At 63.4% G+C, this 20,336-nt stretch carries 19 protein-coding genes; 10 read left to right on the top strand and 9 right to left on the bottom strand.

Annotated features, from left to right (window positions below; genetic code table 11):
* Window positions 1-60: 60 nt before the first annotated feature.
* The 4 genes from yidC to rpmH are packed head-to-tail and all read right to left on the bottom strand — an operon-like array spanning window position 61 to window position 2,582.
* On the bottom strand, window positions 61-1,758 hold the full coding sequence (yidC, locus tag NX778_RS18155; RefSeq protein ID WP_258813188.1) for a membrane protein insertase YidC: 1,698 nt from the start codon (window positions 1,756-1,758) through the stop codon (window positions 61-63).
* A gap of 9 nt (window positions 1,759-1,767) precedes the next feature.
* On the bottom strand, window positions 1,768-2,025 hold the full coding sequence (yidD, locus tag NX778_RS18150) for a membrane protein insertion efficiency factor YidD (protein WP_258813187.1): 258 nt from the start codon (window positions 2,023-2,025) through the stop codon (window positions 1,768-1,770).
* Window positions 2,022-2,414, bottom strand: a complete 393-nt coding sequence (gene rnpA, locus NX778_RS18145; RefSeq protein WP_258813186.1) for a ribonuclease P protein component — start codon at window positions 2,412-2,414, stop codon at window positions 2,022-2,024. The genes yidD and rnpA overlap by 4 nt, the downstream gene beginning before the upstream one ends.
* 33 nt (window positions 2,415-2,447) lie before the next feature.
* On the bottom strand, window positions 2,448-2,582 hold the full coding sequence (rpmH, locus tag NX778_RS18140; protein ID WP_040378179.1) for a 50S ribosomal protein L34: 135 nt from the start codon (window positions 2,580-2,582) through the stop codon (window positions 2,448-2,450).
* A 476-nt stretch (window positions 2,583-3,058) separates the two neighbouring features.
* Here rpmH and dnaA point away from each other — a divergent pair, with 476 nt between their 5' ends.
* The 5 genes from dnaA to NX778_RS18115 all read left to right on the top strand — a co-directional run bounded on the left by dnaA (window position 3,059) and on the right by NX778_RS18115 (window position 10,094).
* Window positions 3,059-4,438: a chromosomal replication initiator protein DnaA gene (dnaA, locus tag NX778_RS18135; RefSeq protein ID WP_258813193.1), complete on the top strand. Its 1,380-nt coding sequence runs from the start codon at window positions 3,059-3,061 to the stop codon at window positions 4,436-4,438.
* Between the two features lie 200 nt (window positions 4,439-4,638).
* Entirely contained in the window at window positions 4,639-5,745 is a 1,107-nt protein-coding gene (gene dnaN, locus NX778_RS18130) for a DNA polymerase III subunit beta (protein ID WP_258813185.1), read from the top strand.
* Window positions 5,746-5,925: 180 nt separating this feature from the next.
* Window positions 5,926-8,430 (top strand): DNA topoisomerase (ATP-hydrolyzing) subunit B, encoded by a 2,505-nt coding sequence (gene gyrB / locus NX778_RS18125; RefSeq protein WP_258813184.1) that lies wholly within the window; start codon window positions 5,926-5,928, stop codon window positions 8,428-8,430.
* A gap of 180 nt (window positions 8,431-8,610) precedes the next feature.
* Complete coding sequence (locus tag NX778_RS18120; protein WP_258813183.1) at window positions 8,611-9,582, top strand: HNH endonuclease; 972 nt, start codon at window positions 8,611-8,613, stop codon at window positions 9,580-9,582.
* Window positions 9,579-10,094, top strand: a complete 516-nt coding sequence (locus NX778_RS18115; RefSeq protein ID WP_258813182.1) for a DUF2726 domain-containing protein — start codon at window positions 9,579-9,581, stop codon at window positions 10,092-10,094. The genes NX778_RS18120 and NX778_RS18115 overlap by 4 nt, the downstream gene beginning before the upstream one ends.
* A 151-nt stretch (window positions 10,095-10,245) precedes the next feature.
* On the opposite strand, the gene NX778_RS18110 is transcribed toward NX778_RS18115, so the two are convergent.
* Complete coding sequence (locus NX778_RS18110; protein ID WP_258813181.1) at window positions 10,246-10,428, bottom strand: hypothetical protein; 183 nt, start codon at window positions 10,426-10,428, stop codon at window positions 10,246-10,248.
* Window positions 10,425-10,850 (bottom strand): hypothetical protein, encoded by a 426-nt coding sequence (locus NX778_RS18105; RefSeq protein WP_258813180.1) that lies wholly within the window; start codon window positions 10,848-10,850, stop codon window positions 10,425-10,427. Before NX778_RS18105 ends, NX778_RS18110 begins: the two co-directional genes overlap by 4 nt.
* Before the next feature lie 192 nt (window positions 10,851-11,042).
* Between NX778_RS18105 and NX778_RS18100 the strand changes: the two genes are divergently transcribed.
* The 5 genes from NX778_RS18100 to NX778_RS18080 are packed head-to-tail and all read left to right on the top strand — an operon-like array spanning window position 11,043 to window position 16,162.
* Window positions 11,043-11,513, top strand: coding sequence for a MarR family winged helix-turn-helix transcriptional regulator (locus NX778_RS18100; protein ID WP_258813179.1), 471 nt, complete (start codon window positions 11,043-11,045; stop codon window positions 11,511-11,513).
* Window positions 11,510-13,555 (top strand): FUSC family protein, encoded by a 2,046-nt coding sequence (locus tag NX778_RS18095; protein ID WP_258813178.1) that lies wholly within the window; start codon window positions 11,510-11,512, stop codon window positions 13,553-13,555. Before NX778_RS18100 ends, NX778_RS18095 begins: the two co-directional genes overlap by 4 nt.
* On the top strand, window positions 13,552-13,758 hold the full coding sequence (locus NX778_RS18090) for a DUF1656 domain-containing protein (protein WP_258813177.1): 207 nt from the start codon (window positions 13,552-13,554) through the stop codon (window positions 13,756-13,758). The genes NX778_RS18095 and NX778_RS18090 overlap by 4 nt, the downstream gene beginning before the upstream one ends.
* Window position 13,759: 1 nt before the next feature.
* Window positions 13,760-14,683, top strand: a complete 924-nt coding sequence (locus NX778_RS18085; protein WP_258813176.1) for an efflux RND transporter periplasmic adaptor subunit — start codon at window positions 13,760-13,762, stop codon at window positions 14,681-14,683.
* A gap of 6 nt (window positions 14,684-14,689) precedes the next feature.
* On the top strand, window positions 14,690-16,162 hold the full coding sequence (locus NX778_RS18080; RefSeq protein WP_258813175.1) for an efflux transporter outer membrane subunit: 1,473 nt from the start codon (window positions 14,690-14,692) through the stop codon (window positions 16,160-16,162).
* Between the two features lie 175 nt (window positions 16,163-16,337).
* Here the strand turns inward: NX778_RS18080 and NX778_RS18075 are convergent, their stop codons facing one another.
* The 3 genes from NX778_RS18075 to NX778_RS18065 all read right to left on the bottom strand — a co-directional run bounded on the left by NX778_RS18075 (window position 16,338) and on the right by NX778_RS18065 (window position 20,325).
* Complete coding sequence (locus NX778_RS18075) at window positions 16,338-17,030, bottom strand: DUF2076 domain-containing protein (protein WP_258813174.1); 693 nt, start codon at window positions 17,028-17,030, stop codon at window positions 16,338-16,340.
* Between the two features lie 113 nt (window positions 17,031-17,143).
* Window positions 17,144-19,345: a xanthine dehydrogenase family protein molybdopterin-binding subunit gene (locus NX778_RS18070; protein WP_258813173.1), complete on the bottom strand. Its 2,202-nt coding sequence runs from the start codon at window positions 19,343-19,345 to the stop codon at window positions 17,144-17,146.
* Window positions 19,342-20,325: an FAD binding domain-containing protein gene (locus tag NX778_RS18065; RefSeq protein WP_258813172.1), complete on the bottom strand. Its 984-nt coding sequence runs from the start codon at window positions 20,323-20,325 to the stop codon at window positions 19,342-19,344. The genes NX778_RS18070 and NX778_RS18065 overlap by 4 nt, the downstream gene beginning before the upstream one ends.
* Between the last annotated feature and the right edge of the window lie 11 nt (window positions 20,326-20,336).

The raw sequence follows: 20,336 nt of genomic DNA, 5'->3' as shown, positions 1-20,336 counted from the left end.
TGGGAATAAAAAAAGCCCGCGGTTTTCCGCGGGCTTTCTATTATTCGCAACAGCTGTCGCTTACTGCGGATTGAGCTTCTTGGTGATCACCCACTGCTGGCCGATCGACATGATGTTGTTCACCACCCAGTACAGCACCAGGCCGGACGGGAAGAAGAAGAACATCACCGAGAACGCCAGCGGCATGAACAGCATCATCTTGGCCTGCACCGGATCGGCCGGCGCCGGGTTCAGTTTCTGCGTGATGAACATCGAGATCGCATACACCACCGGCAGGATGCACCACGGGTCGTGCTGCGACAGGTCGGTAATCCAGCCGATCCACGGCGCGCCGCGGAATTCGATCGAGGCCTGCAGCACGTAGTACAGCGCCAGGAACACCGGCATCTGCACCAGGATCGGCAGGCAGCCGCCCAGCGGGTTGATCTTCTCTTTCTTGTACAGCTCCATGGTGGCCTGGTTCATCTTGGCCGGATCATCCTTGAAGCGCTCGCGGATCGCCTGCATTTTCGGCGCCAGCGTCTTCATCTTGGCCATGCTGCGATAACCGGCAGCCGACAGCGGGAAGAACAGCAGCTTGATCAGGATGGTGAACGCGATAATCGTCCAGCCCCAGTTGCCCAGGACTTTGTGGATCATGTTCATGCCGAGGAAGATCGGCTTGGCGATGATGGTCGCCCAGCCATAGTCCTTGACCAGTTCCAGACCCGGCGCGATGCCTTCCAGCGCCTTCTCGTCCTGCGGGCCCGAATACAGCTTGGCCGAGCTGGAAACGCTGGCGCCCGGCGGCAGGGTCCCGATCGGCATCACGGTTTCGATCGAATACAGGTTGGTGCCGACTTTCGCGGTGCGGATATCGCGCGGCTGGTTTTCCGGCGGGACGAAGGCCGACACGAAGAAGTGCTGCGAAATCGCGATCCAGCCGTCGTTGGCCTTGTTGGTATGCTCGACGGTGCCTTTTTCGATCTTCTCGAAGGTCAGCTTCTGGTATTTGTCGGTCGAGGTGTACAGCGTCGGGCCGGTGTAGCGGCTGTTGAAGTAGGACGAGCCTTCCGGGGTGTTGCCGTCGTGGACCAGCTGCAGGAACACCGACGGGGTCACCGGCGCGGCGCCGACGTTGGTGACGTCGTGGCGCACGTCGATCACGTAGTCGCCGCGCTTGAACGTGAAGGTCTTGGTCAGCTTGACGCCGCCCTGCTCGGCTTCGAGCACGACTTGCACCTGGTTGCCGCCGTCGAGGGTGCGCACACCCGGCTTCACCGAATACACGGTGTTATTGTCCGGCAGGCCATTGACGCCGGTCAGGCCGCTGCGGGCCAGGTAGGTGTGCTTCGGATCTTCTTCGAACAGCACTTCGTTCGTTGCACGATCGGTCGGCTTGCAAGCCGGCGACAGGCCGAAGCAGCCGCCGAACCAGCCCGGGCTGCCTTCTGCCTTATATTTCAGCAGCTCCAGGCGACGGATGACGCCGCCTGCGGTGTCGATGTCGGCCTTGAAGACGTCGGTGGTGACGGTAACCGTCTCGGCCTTGACGGGAACCGGCGCCCCCGGCACGGCGGCCGGAGCGGTCCCGCCCGGCTGCGCTGCGGGCGCGGCGGTGGCCGGGGTGGCGGCCGGCGCGCTCGCGGCCACCTTGGCGGCCGGCGGCGTGGTCGAGAACATCGACTGCTTGCCGTTCGACACCATCCAATCGTTCCACAGGACGATCAGGGAGACGGCGAACACGATCCACAGGATGGTACGTTTATTGATTTCCATTGGATTTCTTCAGGGGTGGTTGCAACCGCAAGCGGCTGGGTGGGAGTCCTGCTTCGCGGGGGGAACAGGGTCGACGCCGCCTTCGTTCCACGGATGGCAGCGGCACACGCGGCGCGCGGCCAGCCAGCTGCCGCGGACGGCGCCATGGGTGCGCAGCGCTTCCAGCGCGTAATTGGAACAGGTCGGGTAGAAACGGCAGTTCTGGCCAAGCATCGGCGAGACCAGCAACTGGTAGGCGCGCACCAGCCAGGCCAGCAGGGTGCTCATTTCGGGGCCGCCGTGGCGCGCGCCTTTTGCGAGGCGAACAGGCGCACCAGCTCGCTGCGCAGTTCGGCCTTCAGGGCGCGGGTGGTGGCGGCGCCGTCCCGTTTCACGACGGGACTGGACAGCCGGACGATGCAGTCGAACGGCGGCAGCGCCGTCGTGCGGAACAGCTCGCGCGTGATGCGCTTGATGGTGTTGCGGGTGACCGCACGCGGCGCGAACCGTTTGGCCGCAACGATGCCCAGCCGCGCATGCGGCAGGCTGTTGGGGCGGGTGTAGAGGACGAAATGCGCGGTTTTTTGCGCCGGCCGCAAACGAAAAACGGATGAAAACTCATCCGTTTTAACGATACGCCGAACGCGCGCGAAGTCGTGCACCCCTTCGCCAGTCATGGCCGACCGCGATCGATCGAGAGCAGCTTGGCCTTAGACGGCCAGGCGCTTGCGGCCCTTGGCGCGGCGAGCGTTCAGGACCTGGCGGCCACCACGGGTAGCCATGCGTGCGCGGAAGCCGTGCGTGCGCTTGCGACGGACGACGGAAGGTTGGTAAGTACGTTTCATGGTGGTCTCGCTTAAGACAAATTAGTATGCAAAATCGGGTCTGACGTCTCGTCAGCTTCGGGCGCCAATGACAGGATCGCAGATGGTTAAGCCAGCGTCACGCCACAGCAGATACTTATCTTGACCGCGTCACGCCGGGGCAATCGTTGAACGATTGAGATGGCACGCGGACAGGGAACCCTGAATTAGACAGCATTTTCGGTCCAGCTGTCAAGGCGGGTGTTGTTCGGGAGAGGGCATTGTTGGCCCAAGAACCGTCGCCCCGGCGGAGGCCGGGGGCCATGCTGAGTACGCTGGGCCTGCGGCGCTACCTTTCGACAACTCAGCTTGTCCATGGTTCCCGGCCTGCGCCGGGACGACGGTATTTACACTGCCAATGTCAAGCCTGCACCGCTGAAAATTTAAAGCTCGTGCCTGTGGATAACTTTAGCCAGTACAGGTAAAATAGCGTGTTACGTATCAATAAGCTGGCATTCATGGAAAACTTCTGGCAGTCCTGTTCCGCGCAACTGGAACTCGAGCTGACGCCGCAGCAATTCAGCGCTTGGATCAAGCCGCTGATCGTCCTCGACTACGAGGACGGCAAGCTGCGCATCGCCGCGCCGAACCGCTTCAAACTCGACATGGTGAAGTCGCAGTTTGCGCCGCGCATCACGGCCCTCGCCTGCCAGTATTGGGAAGCACCGGTTGAAGTGCAGTTCGTGCTCGACCCGAAGAACAAGAAACCGCTCGGCCCGGCCGCCGCGCCCGAACCCCAGCAGGACATGCGCCCGATGGCGCCGATGCTGTCGTCCAGCCCGGACAATATCAACATCGCCAACTCGCCCAAGCGCGAGCAGAGCCGTGTGAACCCGGACCTGACCTTCGACAGCCTGGTGACCGGTAAGGCCAACCAGCTGGCGCGCGCCGCCGCGATCCAGGTCGCCAACAATCCGGGCGTGTCGTACAACCCGCTGTTCTTCTACGGCGGCGTCGGCCTCGGTAAGACCCACCTGATCCACGCGATCGGCAACCAGGTGATGGCGGACCAGCCGGGCGCGCGCATCCGCTATATCCACGCGGAACAGTATGTGCGCGACGTCGTGACCGCGTACCAGCGCAAAGGCTTCGACGATTTCAAGCATTACTATCACTCGCTGGACATGCTGCTGATCGACGATATCCAGTTCTTCGGCGGCAAGAGCCGGACGCAGGAAGAGTTTTTCTACGCGTTCGAGGCGCTGATTGCGGCCAAGAAGCAGATCATCATCACCAGCGATACCTACCCGAAAGAGATCACGGGCATGGACGACCGCCTGATCTCGCGTTTCGACTCCGGCCTGACGGTCGCGATCGAGCCGCCGGAGCTGGAGATGCGGGTGGCGATCTTGCTGAAGAAGGCGCAGCAGGACGGTGTGACGCTGTCGGACGACGTGGCTTTCTTCGTGGCCAAGCACCTGCGCTCGAACGTGCGCGAGCTGGAAGGCGCGCTGCGCAAGATCCTGGCGTACTCGCGCTTCCACGGGCGGGAAATCACGATCGACATCGTCAAGGAAGCACTGAAGGACCTGTTGTCGGTGCAGAACCGCCAGATTTCGGTGGAAAACATCCAGAAGACGGTCGCGGACTTTTTCAACATCAAGGTCGCGGACATGTACTCGAAGCGCCGGCCGGCCAACATCGCCCGCCCGCGCCAGATTGCGATGTACCTGGCCAAGGAGCTGACCCAGAAGAGCCTGCCGGAGATCGGCGAGCTGTTCGGCGGCCGGGATCACACCACCGTGCTGCATGCGGTGCGCAAGATTGCCGGGGACAGGCAGAAGAGTCCGGAAGTGAATCATGAGCTGCACGTGCTGGAGCAGACGTTAAAGGGATAAATACGACCCCTTTAAAACCGTCGTCCCCGCGCAGGCGGGGACCCATAGACCGCGTAACGGGATACTCAGCATGGGTTCCCGCCTGCGCGGGAACGACGAGGTGGGGGTTCAGAAGTGAAGTTCAGTCAGGAAATTCTGGCAAAATAGTACTGATTGTCCTGCAAGACAAAGTTTTCATAAATACAACCTGAGGGATAACTATGCAACTGGTCAAAACCACCCGCGACACGCTGCTCCGGCCCTTGCAGATTGTGAGTGGTATTGTCGAGCGTCGGCACACTATGCCGATTCTGGCCAATATCCTCATCCGCAAAGACGGCGAGAACGTGTCCTTCCTGTCGACCGACACCGAGGTGCAGATCACGACGCACGCGTCCATCGGCTCGGGCGCCGAGGTCACCGGCACCACGGTTGCCGCGCGCAAGCTGCTGGACATCCTGCGCGCGCTGCCGGAATCGGGCGACGTCTCGCTGACCCTGCTGAACAAGCGCCTGACGGTGCAAAGCGGCAAATCGCGCTTCGCCCTGCAGACCCTGGCCGCCGAGGAATTCCCGACCGTGTCGGTGGCCGACAGCTACAACGCCAGCGTGACCCTGCCGCAGAAGACCCTGAAGCACCTGTTCAACATGGTGCACTTCTCGATGGCGCAGCAGGACATCCGCTACTATCTGAACGGCCTGCTACTGGTGCTGGACGGTCACAACGTGATCGCGGTCGCCACCGACGGCCACCGCCTGGCGTTCTGCCAGGTCGAGACCGAGCAGTCGTTCGCGCGCCAGGAAGTGATCATCCCGCGCAAGACCATCATCGAGCTGCAGCGCCTGCTGGAAGAGTCGGACGACACGGTCCAGCTGGACATCGCCGCCTCGCAGGTGAAGCTGACCTTCGCCGACATCGAGCTGGTGTCGAAGCTGGTCGAGGGCAAGTTTCCGGATTACACCCGCGTGGTCCCGAAGGGCTACAAGAACGACTTCACGATCAGCCGCGACGAACTGCTGCGTTCGCTGCAGCGCGCCGCGATCATGACCAGCGACAAGTTCAAGGGTGTGCGCTGCGTGATCGAGCCGGGCGTGATGAAGATCAGCTCGACCAACGCCGACCAGGAAGAGGCGGTGGAAGAACTGGAAATCGACTACGGCGGCGACAAGATCGACATCGGTTTCAACGTCACCTACCTGCTCGACGTGCTGAACAACCTGAAGTGCGACCAGGTGAACATCTCGCTGGGCGATTCGAATTCGTCGGCGCTGATTTCGATTCCTGACAACGGCGACTTCAAATACGTCGTCATGCCGATGCGGATTTAATCGAGCCGCACCGTTTGCACCGTCGCCCCGGCGAAGGCCGGGGCCCATGCTGACTTTCCGAAGTAGCACACGGTCTATGGATCCCGGCCTTCGCCGGGATGACGGTTTTGAGGTGAGTGGCTAAAGCCGGCACAAGCGGCATCAGCATTTGCCCGAACACAGTTTTAAGAGAAAGCAGTCATGTCCGAGAACACTGAAGCAATCCAAGCCGCCGCCCCGAAAGCGGATGATTACGGCGCATCCTCGATTCAAATCCTGGAAGGCCTGGAGGCCGTTCGCAAGCGTCCGGGCATGTACATCGGCGACACCTCCGACGGCACCGGCCTGCACCACCTGGTGTTCGAGGTGCTGGACAACTCGATCGACGAGGCGCTGGCCGGCTACTGCTCCGAGATCCACGTCACGATCCACTCCGACAACTCGATGTCGATCACGGACAACGGCCGCGGCATCCCGACCGGCGTCAAGATGGACGACAAGCACGAGCCGAAGCGCTCGGCGACCGAGATCGCCCTGACCGAACTGCACGCCGGCGGCAAATTCAACCAGAACGCGTACAAAGTGTCCGGCGGCCTGCACGGCGTCGGCGTGTCCTGCGTGAACGCGCTGTCGAAGCTGCTGCGCGTGACGGTGCGCCAGCACGGCAAGGTGCACCAGCTGGAATTCGTGCGCGGCGTGCCGCAGGACCGCCTGATCGAAGTCGTCGACGGCGTCGAAGTCTCGCCCATGAAAGTGATCGGCGACACGGACAAGCGCGGCACCGAAGTGCACTTCTGGGCCGACGAAGAAATCTTCACGCACGTCGAGTTCCACTACGAAATCCTGTCGAAGCGCATTCGCGAACTGTCGTTCCTGAACAATGGCGTCAACATCAAACTGACCGACCAGCGCACCGGCAAGGAAGAAATCTTCGCGTTCGAAGGCGGCACCCGCGGCTTCGTCGAGTACATCAACAGGTCCAAGACCGTGCTGCACCCGACTGTGTTCCAGGCCACCGGCGAGCGCCAGTCCGACCAGGGCACGACCATTTCGGTCGACGTGTCGATGCAATGGAACGACTCGTACAACGAGCAGGTGCTGTGCTTCACCAACAACATCCCGCAGCGCGACGGCGGCACCCACCTGACCGGCCTGCGCGCGGCGATGACGCGCGTGATCAACAAGTACATCGATGAGAACGACTTCGCCAAGAAGGCGAAGGTCGAAATCTCCGGCGACGACATGCGCGAAGGCCTGACCTGCGTGCTGTCCGTCAAAGTGCCCGAGCCGAAATTTTCGTCGCAGACCAAGGACAAGCTGGTCTCGTCGGAAGTGCGCGGCCCGGTCGAGGAAATCGTCGCAAAAACGCTCACCGACTACCTTAACGAAAAGCCGAACGACGCCAAGATCATCTGCGGCAAGATCGTGGACGCGGCGCGTGCGCGCGAAGCGGCCCGCAAGGCGCGCGACCTGACCCGCCGCAAGGGCGTGATGGACGGCCTGGGCCTGTCGGCCAAGCTGGCCGACTGCCAGGAACGCGACCCGGCGCTGTGCGAACTGTACATCGTCGAGGGTGACTCGGCAGGCGGCTCGGCCAAGCAAGGCCGCGACCGCAAGTTCCAGGCCATCCTGCCGCTGCGCGGCAAGGTGCTGAACGTGGAAAAGGCGCGCTTCGAGAAGATGCTGTCGTCGGAGCAGATCACGACCCTGATCGCGACCCTCGGCACCTCGATCGGCCCGGACGAATTCAACGTCGACAAGCTGCGCTACCACCGCATCATCATCATGACCGACGCGGACGTCGACGGCGCCCACATCCGCACGCTGCTGCTGACGCTGTTCTACCGCCAGATGCCTCAACTGGTCGAGCGTGGCCACATCTACATCGCGCAGCCGCCGCTGTACAAGGTCAAGGCCGGCCGCGACGAGCGCTACCTGAAGGACGACGTCGAGGAAGCGAGCTACATGATGATGGTGGCACTGAACGGCGCCGCGCTGATCCCGCGCGACGGCGCCGACCCGATCACCGGCGAAGCGCTGGGCGAACTGGTGCGCCAGTACAACCTGGCCAACGCGATCATGATGCGCCTGACGCGCGTGATCGACCGCTCGGCGCTGACGGCCATCGTCGCCGGCGGCGTGAAGCTGGACCTGTCTACGCTGGCGGCGGCCGAGGAATCGGCCAAGGCGCTGGATGCGGCGATCAAGGATCCGGCGGTGAAGGTGACCGTGCGCTCGGACGACCTGTCGGAAAAGCACGCGCTGCGCATCGAGCGCATTCGCCACGGTAACGTGCAAGTGACCTCGATCGACGCGGACTTCGTGGGCGGCGCGGATTACAGCGTGCTGGCCGGGTCGGCATCGACCTTCAAGGGCCTGATGGGCGAAGGCGCCATCATCCGCCGTGGCGAAGGCGAAAAGCTGAAGGAGTCGGCCGTCGCCGACTTCCACCAGGCGATGCAGTGGCTGCGTGAGGAAGCGGAGCGTGGCGTGTCGAAGCAGCGCTACAAGGGGCTGGGGGAGATGAATCCGGAGCAGTTGTGGGAGACTACGATGGATCCGACCGTCCGTCGCCTGCTGAAGGTCCAGATTGAGGATGCAATTGCGGCGGATCAGATCTTCACCACGCTGATGGGTGATGAGGTTGAGCCGCGCAGGAACTTCATCGAAACGAATGCGCTGCAGGCGGGGAATATCGACGTCTAAGCCGTATCGCAACAGCTCTCTTTACAAGGACCCCTTCGCCGGGTCCTTTTTCTTTGTGTGAACAAAAGCATCGGGGTACTTAAAGCCCCAAAACGTTCAATTTCTATTTGACATCAAAATCCCGCTGCAGGAGTAAAATGTTGACTCATTATCCATCGCACTTTGTGACTGGAGAGCCTAGTGAACCAACATATCCCATTGCCCTCAACTGGAAACCTGCTTCCAATAGCTAACTGCTGGTGGGTGAATCAGAACCAAACCTATACTGAAGAAATCTCTGGCGGCTTTCTGTGGTCCCCCAAGACGAAATCGAATGGTCATAGAAACCAGTTCTACGATTACATGACAGACGTTCGCTCCGGCGATATCGTCTTTTCCTTCAGCGATACCCTTATAAAGGCAGTCGGTATTGCGACAGGCGGTGCCTATAGCAGCGCGAAGCCCGTCTTTGACAAAGCTGGCGACAACTGGTCCAACATTGGCTGGTTTGTTCCAATTGAGTTCACGGAACTGGCGCGGCCGGTACGACCAAAAGACCATATCGATCAGATCCGGCCCTACTTGCCAGAAAAGTACTCGCCTCTTCAAGAGAACGGAGATGGTCTTCAGTCTGTCTATCTGACGCGGGTTCCTCAGCATATGGCCGGGATCCTTATCGGGCTGATCGGACGCGAGTACGAAACTGTGATTGGTCGCCGCCAGGATCTCGAGCAAGAAATCGTGTGCTCCAACCTTGAGGCGGCAATAGTTGGGCGCACGGATATTGGTCCAACAATGAAAGAGCAATTGGTCAAATCCCGACGTGGGCAGGGATTGTTCAAAATAAACGTGCGCCGAAATGAAAAGGCATGCCGCGTAACTGGCGTGAGCGACCCGAGAAACCTTCGCGCGAGCCACATCAAACCGTGGAAAGACTGTACCGATATGGAGAAACTCAACGGGTGCAATGGGCTTCTCCTTGCTCCGCACGTTGATCATCTTTTTGACAAAGGAATGATATCGTTCACGGATAACGGCGATCTAATCGTTTCACCGTTATTGGATCGCGAAATCTTGAGACGCTGGTCGATCCCCGAAGTGCTCAACGTCGGTTCACTACATAAGCAGGCGATGTTCTTGGCATTCCACAGGAAATGGGTGCTCAAAAAATGAACAAACAAATTCTTATTCCGCTAATCATCATTTTCGTTGCAGTGATAATTTCGGCTCTCCTTAGTTCGAAGAAGTCCGGGCGCAGAGAGGGAAAGTACAGGGCGCGCAAGCTTCTAACTGACAACGAGATGGAATTCTTTGGAAGGATCATCCACGCGTTGCCAGAGTATTACGTATTTCCTCAAGTCGCCATGTCCGCCCTGTTGGAGCCGGCCAGCCGTGAGAAGAAGCAGGCTTCTAGTGACCACCTTAGAATCGCGCAACAGCGGGTTGATTATCTGATTTGCGACGAGCGATGCAATATCGTCGCGGTCCTCGAACTGGACGATAGAACGCATTCACGGGCAAAGGATGAAGTGCGAGACAGCCGGCTCGAACAAGCAGGGATACGAACGATCCGTTTTCAGTCACGTAATAAACCAACCGTCGAGGCAATTCGTGCAGCGGTAATGCTTCCTTCGCCCGAAGGAGCGTCCTCTATTCAACACAAGCAGTTGACGTCGACTGTTTGAACAATAGTACGCTATTCCCAGGATCAATCTGCGGTCGCAGCCCGCCCGTTCGTTGATGATGATGGTGCGATTATCGGAAGGAGGCCTTTCGGTCGCGGACAGGTCACAATCACGACCGCGCACAACATCAACGCTCGCTCGGCAAGCACGCTCAAATATCGTCCTCGCTTTTGCTACGCAACCGGCGGCGGAGGCGGGCGTTGTCTGCAATAACTGCGACGAGCAGGACGATGGAAATTACCCACGGCGAATCTAGCCCGAAAAAATGCCAGATCGCCCATCCGAGGCTGGCAAAGAGCAGGCCGGTGACGAGCAAAAATGCGCGATCTTTCATACCACTGTCGCATAGTGCCGGTAGTTAGCTCGCGTAGCCACTCCGGGGTTGTAGACGCCGGGCACCCTCTGGAGAAATGGGACCAGCCACTGCCGAGAAAAGCCCCAGCGGGATACTGTGACAAGGACATCACTCAAGGATGTCCCTTTGCCAAGGGATCGTCCTGAGGCAACCGCGAGACTTCCGATGACGGCTCCGACATAGAACGCGGCGGAGCAAGCGCCAACGGAACCGAGGCCCTCCAGTCGCGTACCAGCGCCGATCATCTCTTTGACGGTAACTCTAGTCCCAAACTTATCGATACAGGCCAGGATTGCCGTTGCGGTGGTGACCGTACTTTGTACTGAACCGAAAAGACTTTCAGGTGCTGGCAGACCGAGGGCCGCCATATTTTCCTTGAAATCGCTGTAGAACTGAGACATGCGAGGCCTCCTAGATGAGAACTGACAACCGTCCACCCAAGCCTCGATTGAACGAGAGAATAGAAGACGCCGGCTTGAAAGACGTCAACTGATGCGAATCTGACCCTTCTCGGTCGTCAGGTTGTTGCCTAGTTTGCGCAAAAATACTTCGCATGCTAAACTTTAGCCTACTAACGATGATTGCGGACTCGCATGCCGTCCTACGACCAAACCCTGATGACCCTCGTTTCGATGCTCCCCCAAGTCGGGCGCGCCTACCGCGCCGCCGTGGACAAGGTCACGTCGGAGTACGGCCTGTCACAGGCGACCGGCCTGCCGGTGCTGATCATGGGCCGCCTCGGCGAAGGCGTGCGCTGCGGCGTGCTGGCCGATACGCTCGGCGTGGAGCCCTCGTCGCTGGTGCGCGTCACCGACCACCTGATTGAAATCGGCCTGGTCGAGCGCCGCGAGGACGCGATCGACCGCCGCGCCAAGACCCTGCACCTCACCGCTGAAGGCGCGCGTCGCGCCGCCGGCATGGAGGAGGCGCTGATTCCCTTCCGCCGCAAGCTGTTCGCCGACATCGCTGAAGACGACGTCCATGCCTGCATGCGCGTGCTGACCGGCCTGACCGCCGCCATCGAAGCCGCCGACAAAGACGCCCCCGGGCGCAAGCATTCGTGAGGGCGCCCACACTTCAAGAGGCGCTCTTCTCCGTTAAAAGTTTCGCTGCCTCGATGCTCGCCGTGTACGTGTCGCTGCGTATCGGCTTGCCGCGTCCGTTCTGGGCGATGATGACCGCGTACATCGTGTCCGCGCCGTTCGCCGGGCCGACGCGCTCGAAAGCCATCTACCGCCTGGCCGGCACCTTTCTCGGCGCGGCCGGCGCGGTGCTGCTGGTGCCGAACCTGGTCAATTCGCCGGAGCTGCTCTCGCTCGGCATCGCGCTGTGGGTCGCGGTGTGCCTGTACATCTCGCTGCTGGACCGCACGCCGCGCTCGTACGTGGTCATGCTGGCCGGGTACACCTGCGCGCTGATCGCCTTCCCTTCGGTCGACCGGCCGGACACGATCTTCGACACCGGCCTCGCGCGCGTCGAGGAGATCCTGCTCGGCATGGGCTGCGCGACGTTGATCCATTCGCTGGTGCTGCCGCAGAGCTTCGCGCCGGTGCTGCTGGCGCGCCTGGACAACGCGCTGCGCGACGCCCAGCACTGGATCACCGACGCGCTGTCGCTGTCGGGCGACGCGCAGAAGGACCGTCGCAAGCTGGCCGCCGACATCACCGAGCTGCGCATGATGTCGACCCACCTGCCCTTCGATACCTCACACTTGCGCTGGACCTCGAATGCGATCCACGCGCTGCAGGATCGCTTGGCGACCATGATGCCGCTGCTGTCCGGGATCGAGGACCGCCTGAAGACGCTGCGTGAACTGGGCGCGGAAGGCGTCTCGCTGCGCTGGCGCGCGGTGCTGGACGACGTGCGCGACTGGGCCAACAGCCGCCGCGGCGAAGTCGACCTTCTTCGCGAACACGCGCTGCGTGCGCAGATCGACGAGCTCACGCCTGCAGTTGGGCGCGCGTCGAGCTGGCAGGAGCTGGTCGAAGTGAACCTGGCGCTGCGCCTGCGCGCGCTGATCGATGCGTGCGTGGCGGCGCAGGCGCTACGCGGCCATATCGATGCCGGCGTCCACGGCAGCCTGCCGCCGCAAGCGCGCGACCTGGAGCCGGCCGGAGCGGCCGCGCTGCATCTGGACCGCGGCATGGCGCTGATGTCCGCGCTGGGCGCGCTGATCGGCGTGTTGGCCGGCTGCGCTTTCTGGATCATCACCGGCTGGCCCTCGGGCTCCGTGGTGCCGATGTTCGCGGCGGTGATGTGTTGCTTCTTTTCGACGCAGGACGATCCGGTCCCGTTCATCACCGGCTTCCTGAAGTGGACGCTGTGGTCGGTCCCGCTGTCTGCGCTGTACGTGCTGGGGATCCTGCCCGCGGTGAACAACTTCGAATCCTTGGTGCTGGTATGCGCGCCGACCTTCTTCGTGCTGGGCGTGCTGCTGGCGCGTCCGGCAAACTTCGGCCAGGCGATGCCCTTCCTGTTCGGCCTCGCCGGCACGCTGGCCATGGTGGACACGCGCAACGCAGACATGATCACGTTCGTCAACAGCACGCTGGCGCAAATCGCCGGTATCTGGATGGCGGCGCTCACCACGCGCCTGTTCCGCACGGTAGGCGCGGGATTCACGGCGCGCCGGCTGTTGAAGGCGGGATGGAGCGAACTGGCAGGCATAGGCCGTGGCGACAAGGTGCCGTCGGTGTCCGAATTCTCGGCACGCATGGTCGACCGGATCTCGCTGCTCACGCCGCGCCTTCAGCTGGCGGGCAAGCAGCAGGACCTGCCGGCGACCGATGCGCTGAAGGACCTGCGCATCGGCCTGAACATGTCGCACCTTGCGGCGGCGCGCGGCGAACTAGGACGCAGCCAGGCGTCGATCGCAGTGGCGATGGCCGACCTGGCGCGCCACTTCGAATCGCGCCCTCAAGTCATCGAGGCCAACGAAGCTCACTTGCTTGGATCACTCGACAACGCGCTGCGTGCGGTCTGCGAGGACATGGCATCCGTCGGGCAAACCCAGGCCGTGGCCGCGCTGGCGGGCATCCGGCGCGACCTGTTCCCGCGCGCCGCTGCCTACCTGCCTTCACCCGTGCTTGAAAAGGAAACTCAATGATCGGCGAAGTCAGTCTCTTCGGCCTGTACATGCCGCCGCTGCTGCTGTTGATGCTGCCGGCGCTGCTGGTCTCGCGCGTGCTGGGCAGCCTGCTTGCGCGCGCCGGCTTTTATCGCCTGGTGTGGCACCCGGCGCTGTTTGATCTTTCGCTGTTCGTCATCGTACTGGGCAGCCTCGCACATTTCGCATCCAACTGGTCCTGACATGGTCAAGAAAAACATCATTCCGGCTGTGGGCCGGGTCGCGATTACTCTGGTGGCGCTGGCCGCCGCCATCTACGCCGGCTTGCAGCTGTGGCGCTACTACGAGGTCGATCCGTGGACGCGCGACGGCCGCGTGAAAGCCTACGTGGTGCAGGTGGCGCCGGACGTCACCGGCTTCGTCACCAAGGTCTACGTGCACGACAACCAGCAAGTGAAGAAGGGCGATCCGCTGTTCGACGTCGACCGCGCGCGCTTCGAGCTGGCGCTGCGCCAGGCCGACGCCAGCGTGCTGGCCGCCCAAGCCGCGCTGGCGCAGGCGCAGCGCGAGAACAAGCGCAACACGCAGCTCGATGATCTCGTATCGCAAGAAACGCGCGAACAAGGCCAGACCAGGACCGACCAGGCGCGCGCCGCGTTGGCGCAGGCGGAAGTCAACCGCGACACCGCCAAGCTGAATCTGGAGCGTACCCGCATCGTGTCCGGCATCGACGGCTTCGTCACCAACCTCGACCTGCGCGAGGGCGAGTACGCGGCGGCCAGCCATCCGGTGCTGGCGATCGTGGACAGCAAGTCCTTCTACATCGAGGGCTACTTCGAGGAGACCAAGCTGCCGCGCATCCACCTGAACGACAAGGTGAGCGTGAAGCTGATGGGCACGAAGCAGGCGATCGCGGGCCACGTCGAAAGCTTCGCCGAGGGCATCGCGGACCGCGACCGCAGCACCGGCGCGAACTTGCTGCCGAACGTGAACCCGACTTTCAACTGGGTGCGCCTCGCGCAGCGCATCCCGGTGCGCGTCGCCATCGACAGCGTGCCCGCCGATGTGCGCCTGGTCGCGGGCCAGACGGCGACGGTGGAAGTGCTGGCCGCCGCCAACCCGGCACCGGCGCAGCATGCCGCGGCGCCCACCACCACCAAGCGATAAGCAACCATGAATTCATATCGAACCATCGTAACCAGAACGGCCGTCGCGTCAGCGCTGCTTGCGTTGGCGGCTTGTACCACCGTGGGACCGAATTACAAGGTGCCTGACGAAGCCGTGGTGAAGCGGCCGGAAGCCTCGAAGCCGTTCCTGGGCGCGGCCGAGAAGCCGTTCAAGTCCGAGCCGCTGCCGGCGGACTGGTGGAAGCTGTACCAGGACCCGACGCTCGACAAGCTGATCGAAAAAGCCTTCGCCACCAACGCCGACCTGCGCGTGGCCGCCGCCAACCTGGAGCACGCGCACGCGATCGTGGAATCGGTCGAGGAGAAGAAGCGTCCGGAAGTGGAGATGGAAGCGCAGCCCGGCTACGGCCGCATCGCCGGCGCTTCGCTCGGCATTCCGGAGAAGCTGCCGGACTCCGGCCTGTACACGGCTGAAGTGAAGGTGGGCTACCAGCTCGACCTGTTCGGCAAGATCAGGCGCGCGATCGAGGCGGCGCAAGCGGATGAGGAGGCGGCGCAGGCGGCGAGCGATCTCGCGCACGTCATCATCGCGGCCGACACCGCGCGGGCTTATGCGGACGCGTGCTCGGCGGGCTACCAGCTGAAGGTGGCGCAGCAGTCGGTCGACCTGCAGCAGCAGTTCGTCAAGCTGACGGGCGAGCGTGTGCAGCGCGGCCGTGGCATCGCGCTCGATAACAGCCGCGTGCGGGCACAGCTCGACCAGTTGCGCGCCTCGCTGCCGCCGCTGGAGGCGCATCGCCGCACCGCGCTGTACAAACTGGCGGTGCTGACCGGCGAGGTGCCGGCCAACTTCCCGGCCGACGTGGCAAAGTGCGAGGTGCCGCCACACGTGGCGAACGCGATCCCGGTGGGCGATGGCGCCGCGCTGCTGCGCCGGCGTCCGGACATCCGCCAGGCCGAGCGCACGCTGGCCGCGTCCACCGCGCGCATCGGCGTGGCGACGGCGGAGCTGTACCCGAACATCACGCTGGGCGCGTCCTTCGGCAGCATCGGCATGATCCCGGGGATCGGCGAGGCGAACACCTGGCATTACGGGCTCGGGCCGCTGATCTCGTGGAGCCTGCCGGCGACCAGTTCGGCGCGTGTGCACATCGAGCAGGCGGAGGCGACGACCAAGGGGTCGCTGGCCAAGTTCGACAGCGTGGTGCTGAACGCGCTGCGCGAAACCGAAAGCGCGCTGACGGTGTATGCGCGTGAGCTGGACCGCAACGCGGCACTCAAATCGTCGCGCGACCAGAGCGCGCTGGCGGAGCGGCAGGCGGACAAGCTGTATCGCTACGGCCGCGTGGACTTCCTGAGCAAGCTGGATGCGGACCGCGCGCTGGCGGTGGCGGAGAGCGCCGTCGCGGCGTCGGATGCGCAGCTGGCGTCGGACCAGGTGACGCTGTTCCTCGCGCTGGGCGGCGGGTGGCAGAACACGCGCGGGCAGCACGCGGAAAAGCAGCACGCAGCCGATTAATCCGCAAGGTATCAAAAAAAAGCTAGCGTCGTTCTCGCGAAAGCGGGAACCCCATTTTGCAGGCAGGCCGCGATCATTAACGTTTGCGGCTGAGCGACGGAAATGGGGTTCCCGCCTCCGCGGGAACGACGTTCTAACTTACATACCAGTACCGGGCCAACGCCCGACTGGAATTTCAAGTGAACAGATCGTCGTCATCCGGGCCGAGGTCGTCGAAGTCGCTGTTTCCGCTGCTGTCGCTCAGCAGGCTATCCGAGCTATCCCGGTCGGAATCGTCGAACAGGTTGCTGCGGTTGCTGTCCTTGTCTTCGTAGTAGTTGTTGACGATGGTGGTTTCTTCGGGCCGCGACATCAAGGCCGATTGCGGGCCGAGGAAGCCGTTGCCGGCGTGGGCGCCGAGTAAATGTTCGAGGCCCTGGAACAGGAAGGCGCCGCCCGCCACGCCGGCCGCGGTCGTCGCAATGTTGCCGAGCATGCTGCCGCCCCTGCCGCTCAGGAAGCCCCCACCGGTAGCCGGCTGCTGTTGGGCCTGCATCGAGGCGGGAGCGGGTTGCTGGTAGCTAGGCGGCGCAGATGCAGAGGGCCGCGTGGCGCCGCTGTTGCCCCAGGTGGTCGGGTCGAGGAAGGATGAGCGGCTCTGCGGCGCGGCGTTGCGCAGCTGGTCTTGCAGCGATTCGATCTCGGCACGGGCATTGTTCAGCGCCTGTTGCATCAGCAGGGCGCGCTGGACCAGCAGGTAGGTTGCATCGGGCTGCTGGCTGGCGGCGCGGTTGATCATGTCTTCGGCCTGCGGATCCTTGGCGACGCCGCGCGCTTGCACCAGCTGGGTCAGGAAATCCTGCAGGAGTTGGGAATCTTGTGGGGTCATGGTGGTGCGCTCCTTGGTTGGTCGCTTGATAATTGGGCGCGCGGGCGGGGGTTTCAAGTTGCTGTTTGTATCAAGCGGTATCGCAAACGCAGCGCGACACCCGGCTTACGCCTTTACAACAGCGTGTCTAGCGTGATCGGTAAATCGCGGACGCGCTTGCCAGTGGCGTGCCAGACGGCATTGGCCACCGCCGCGGCCACGCCGGTGATGCCAATTTCGCCGATGCCCTTGGCGCCGAGCGGATTCACGTGCGGGTCCTCCTCGTCCACCACCAGCACGTCAATATTGCCAATATCCGCGTTGACGGGCACGTGGTACTCGGCCAGGTTGCCATTCACCGCCCGGCCCACGCGCTCGTCGAACACGGTTTCCTCCAGCAGCGCCATGCCCAGGCCCCAGACGATGCCACCCATCAGCTGGCTGCGCCCCGTCTTCGCGTTGATCAGCTTGCCGACACCGTAAACACCAACGACGCGCGGCACGCGGATCTCGCACAAGGTCTCGTCCACGTGTACTTCGACGAACACTGCGCCGAAGGAGTGCATCGAATATTGCTCCGATTCGCTGCCCGGCTCGGCCTTCGCGTTTGCCTCGACCGGCCCGCCGTGGCGCTTGACGATGCTGGACATGCGCTCGCGCCGCTGCGGATCGCTGCGCATGGACAGCCAGCCGTCGGCCGCATCCACGTCGTCCGGTTGCACGCCGCGCAGGGGCGACAGCGCGTCCGCCGCCGCGATACCGATCAGCTTCAGGCGCAAGGCCTGCCCCGCCGCGTGCACCGCCGACGACACGCTCGCCACCGTCATCGAGCCGCCGGAAACGGGCGCCTCCGGCATGCGCGAATCGCCCAGCTCGAACCTGGCGTGCTCGACCGGCACGCCGACCGCATCCGCCGCCACCTGCGTCATGACGGTGTAGGTGCCGGTGCCGAGGTCCTGCGTGGCCGAGCGGGCCAGCACGTGTCCATCAGGATGCATGACGACGGTAGCGGAAGCAGCCATACGGTGCGTCGGATATGTGGCGGTGGCCATGCCCCAGCCGACCAGTTTGTCGCCTTCGCGCATCGAACGCGGCGCGGGATTGCGGCGGCTCCAGCCGAAGCGGTCGGCGCCGAGCTGGTAGCACTCGCGCAAGGATTTGCTGGAGTAAGGCAGCTGCTTCTGCGGGTCGCGCTCCGTGTAATTGCGCAGGCGCATCTCGATGGGGTCGATGCCCAGCTCGTAAGCCAGCTCGTCCATCGCAGCCTCCAGCGCAAAGCTGCCGGTTGCTTCGCCTGGCGCCCGCATGAAAGTCGGGGTGCCGAGGTTCATGCGCGCCAGGCGGTGCGAGGTCTGTTGCGCGGGTGACTCGTACATCATGCGGGTGACCAGCGCGCAGGGCTCGATCCAGTCCTCGATCATCGAGGTGTAGGCGATCACGTCGTGGCCGGACGCGGTCAGGCGGCCGTCGGCCATGGCGCTGAGGCGCATCCGCTGCTCGGTGATGGGCCGGCCGCCGACCGGGCCGAACATCTGGTTGCGGTCGAGCACGAGCTTGACCGGCCGGCCCACCTGCTTCGCTGCCATCGCGGCCAGCACCACGTGCGACCAGACCGAGCCCTTGCAGCCGAAACCGCCGCCGGTGAAGGGGCACAGCACCGTCACCTGTTCCTGCCGGATACCGAGAATGGTCGAAACAATGCTCTGCACGCCCTTGATGTATTGGGTCGAGTCGTACAGCGTGAGATGCTCGCCGTCCCAGGCGGCCACGGTGGCATGTGGCTCGATCGGATTGTGGGTCTCGTATGGCGTGACATAGGTCGCGTCCAGCTGCACGCTGCCGGCCAGCATGCCGGCTTCGAAGTCTCCGCGCCGGGTATCGGCCGACTCGCCCAGCACCTTGTCCGGTGGATAGGTGTGCTGCCTGGCTTGCTCGAATGTCAGGATCGCCGGTGCGGTCTCGTATTCGACGTGCAGGCGGGCAGCGGCCTCGCGCGCGTGCTCGGGCGTATCGGCGACGACCACGGCGATCGGCTGGTTGTTGTAGTGGACAGCGTCGTCCTGCAGCAGGGACAGCACGCGGCCGATCGGCGGCTGCAGCTTGCCCGCCTTCATGCCCGGGGGCAGGGGCGGCGCGTTCTCATGGGTCATGACGAGGAGGACACCCGGGCATTCCGCGTCCGCTTCGATGCGCTTGATTCGGCCGGCCGGGATGGTGCTGGTGACCATGACCGCATGCGCCATCTGCGGCGGGAAATGTTCGGCAGAGTAGCGGGCCGCGCCGCTGACCTTGGCCCAGCCGTCCGTGCGGTTAATGGGGGCTCCGATGGCGCTCATGCCATTCCTCCAGCGATGCGCAAGGCGCGCTCGACGGCGCGGCGCGCCAGCTCGATCTTGAAGGCGTTGTGTTCCAAAGGCCGGGCGCCCTGCACTGCCGCCTCAGCGGCGCTGCGCAGCGTTTCGTTGCTCAAGGGCTCGCCTCGCAGCGCGTCTTCGGCGGCCTGCGCGCGCCAGGGCTTGTGTGCGACGCCGCCGAGCACCACGCGGGCATCGCGCACCGAGGCGCCATCGAATTCCAGCGCGGCGGCCACGGCCACCAGCGCGAACTCGTAGCTGGCGCGGTCGCGCACCTTCAGATAGTGATGGGCGGTGAAACGCGGCGGCGGCAGATCCACCGCGGTGATCAGTTCGCCGGCGGCGATCACGGTATCGTCTTGCGGCCGATCTTCGGGCAGGCGATGGAAGTCGGCCAGCGGGATAGCGCGCTCGCCATTTGGTCCGTGCAGGCGCACCACGGCATCGAGCGCGCACAAGGCCACGCTCATGTCGGATGGATTGGTGGCGATACATTGCTCGCTGGCGCCGAGGATCGCGTGGATGCGGTTGTAGCCATCCCTGGCCGCGCAGCCGGCGCCGGGTGTACGTTTGTTGCAGGGGCCGAGCGTGGGATCGGTGAAGTAATAGCAGCGCGTGCGTTGCAGCAGGTTGCCGCCGACTGTGGCCATATTGCGCAGCTGGCTCGAGGCGCCGTTGAGCAAGGCGTCCGACAGCAGCCGGTAGCGCTGGCGCACCAGCGGATGGTTGGCGGTGGCGGTATTGCTGGCGGTGGCGCCGATACGCAGGCCGCCGTCCGGCAATTCCATGATGCCGGCCAGCGGCAAGCGGCTCACGTCCACCAGCCTGACCGGGCGCTCGACGCCGCTCTTGTACAGGTCGAGCAGGTTGGTGCCGCCGCCGATGAACTTCGCACCGGGTTGGCGCGCCAGTTCGATGGCGTGGGCGACGTCGCGGGCCCGGTCGTAGGAAATGGAGTGCACGCGCCCTCCCC

The sequence above is a fragment of the Massilia terrae genome (genome assembly GCF_024753145.1).
Taxonomy (GTDB): Bacteria; Pseudomonadota; Gammaproteobacteria; order Burkholderiales; family Burkholderiaceae_D; genus Telluria; species Telluria terrae.
Note: the sequence above shows the minus strand (reverse complement) of the source record. Positions and strands in the feature narration are given on the sequence as shown.

Coding starts and splice junctions, on each gene's coding strand:
- NX778_RS18110 (WP_258813181.1), bottom strand. CDS start 10,428: ATGAAAGATCGCGCATTTTTGCTCGTCACCGGCCTGCTCTTTGCCAGC.
- NX778_RS18070 (WP_258813173.1), bottom strand. CDS start 19,345: ATGAGCGCCATCGGAGCCCCCATTAACCGCACGGACGGCTGGGCCAAG.
- rpmH (WP_040378179.1), bottom strand. CDS start 2,582: ATGAAACGTACTTACCAACCTTCCGTCGTCCGTCGCAAGCGCACGCAC.
- NX778_RS18105 (WP_258813180.1), bottom strand. CDS start 10,850: ATGTCTCAGTTCTACAGCGATTTCAAGGAAAATATGGCGGCCCTCGGT.
- NX778_RS18090 (WP_258813177.1), top strand. CDS start 13,552: ATGATCGGCGAAGTCAGTCTCTTCGGCCTGTACATGCCGCCGCTGCTG.
- NX778_RS18115 (WP_258813182.1), top strand. CDS start 9,579: ATGAACAAACAAATTCTTATTCCGCTAATCATCATTTTCGTTGCAGTG.
- dnaN (WP_258813185.1), top strand. CDS start 4,639: ATGCAACTGGTCAAAACCACCCGCGACACGCTGCTCCGGCCCTTGCAG.
- NX778_RS18085 (WP_258813176.1), top strand. CDS start 13,760: ATGGTCAAGAAAAACATCATTCCGGCTGTGGGCCGGGTCGCGATTACT.
- NX778_RS18100 (WP_258813179.1), top strand. CDS start 11,043: ATGCCGTCCTACGACCAAACCCTGATGACCCTCGTTTCGATGCTCCCC.
- gyrB (WP_258813184.1), top strand. CDS start 5,926: ATGTCCGAGAACACTGAAGCAATCCAAGCCGCCGCCCCGAAAGCGGAT.
- NX778_RS18080 (WP_258813175.1), top strand. CDS start 14,690: ATGAATTCATATCGAACCATCGTAACCAGAACGGCCGTCGCGTCAGCG.
- NX778_RS18075 (WP_258813174.1), bottom strand. CDS start 17,030: ATGACCCCACAAGATTCCCAACTCCTGCAGGATTTCCTGACCCAGCTG.
- dnaA (WP_258813193.1), top strand. CDS start 3,059: ATGGAAAACTTCTGGCAGTCCTGTTCCGCGCAACTGGAACTCGAGCTG.
- yidD (WP_258813187.1), bottom strand. CDS start 2,025: ATGAGCACCCTGCTGGCCTGGCTGGTGCGCGCCTACCAGTTGCTGGTC.
- yidC (WP_258813188.1), bottom strand. CDS start 1,758: ATGGAAATCAATAAACGTACCATCCTGTGGATCGTGTTCGCCGTCTCC.
- rnpA (WP_258813186.1), bottom strand. CDS start 2,414: ATGACTGGCGAAGGGGTGCACGACTTCGCGCGCGTTCGGCGTATCGTT.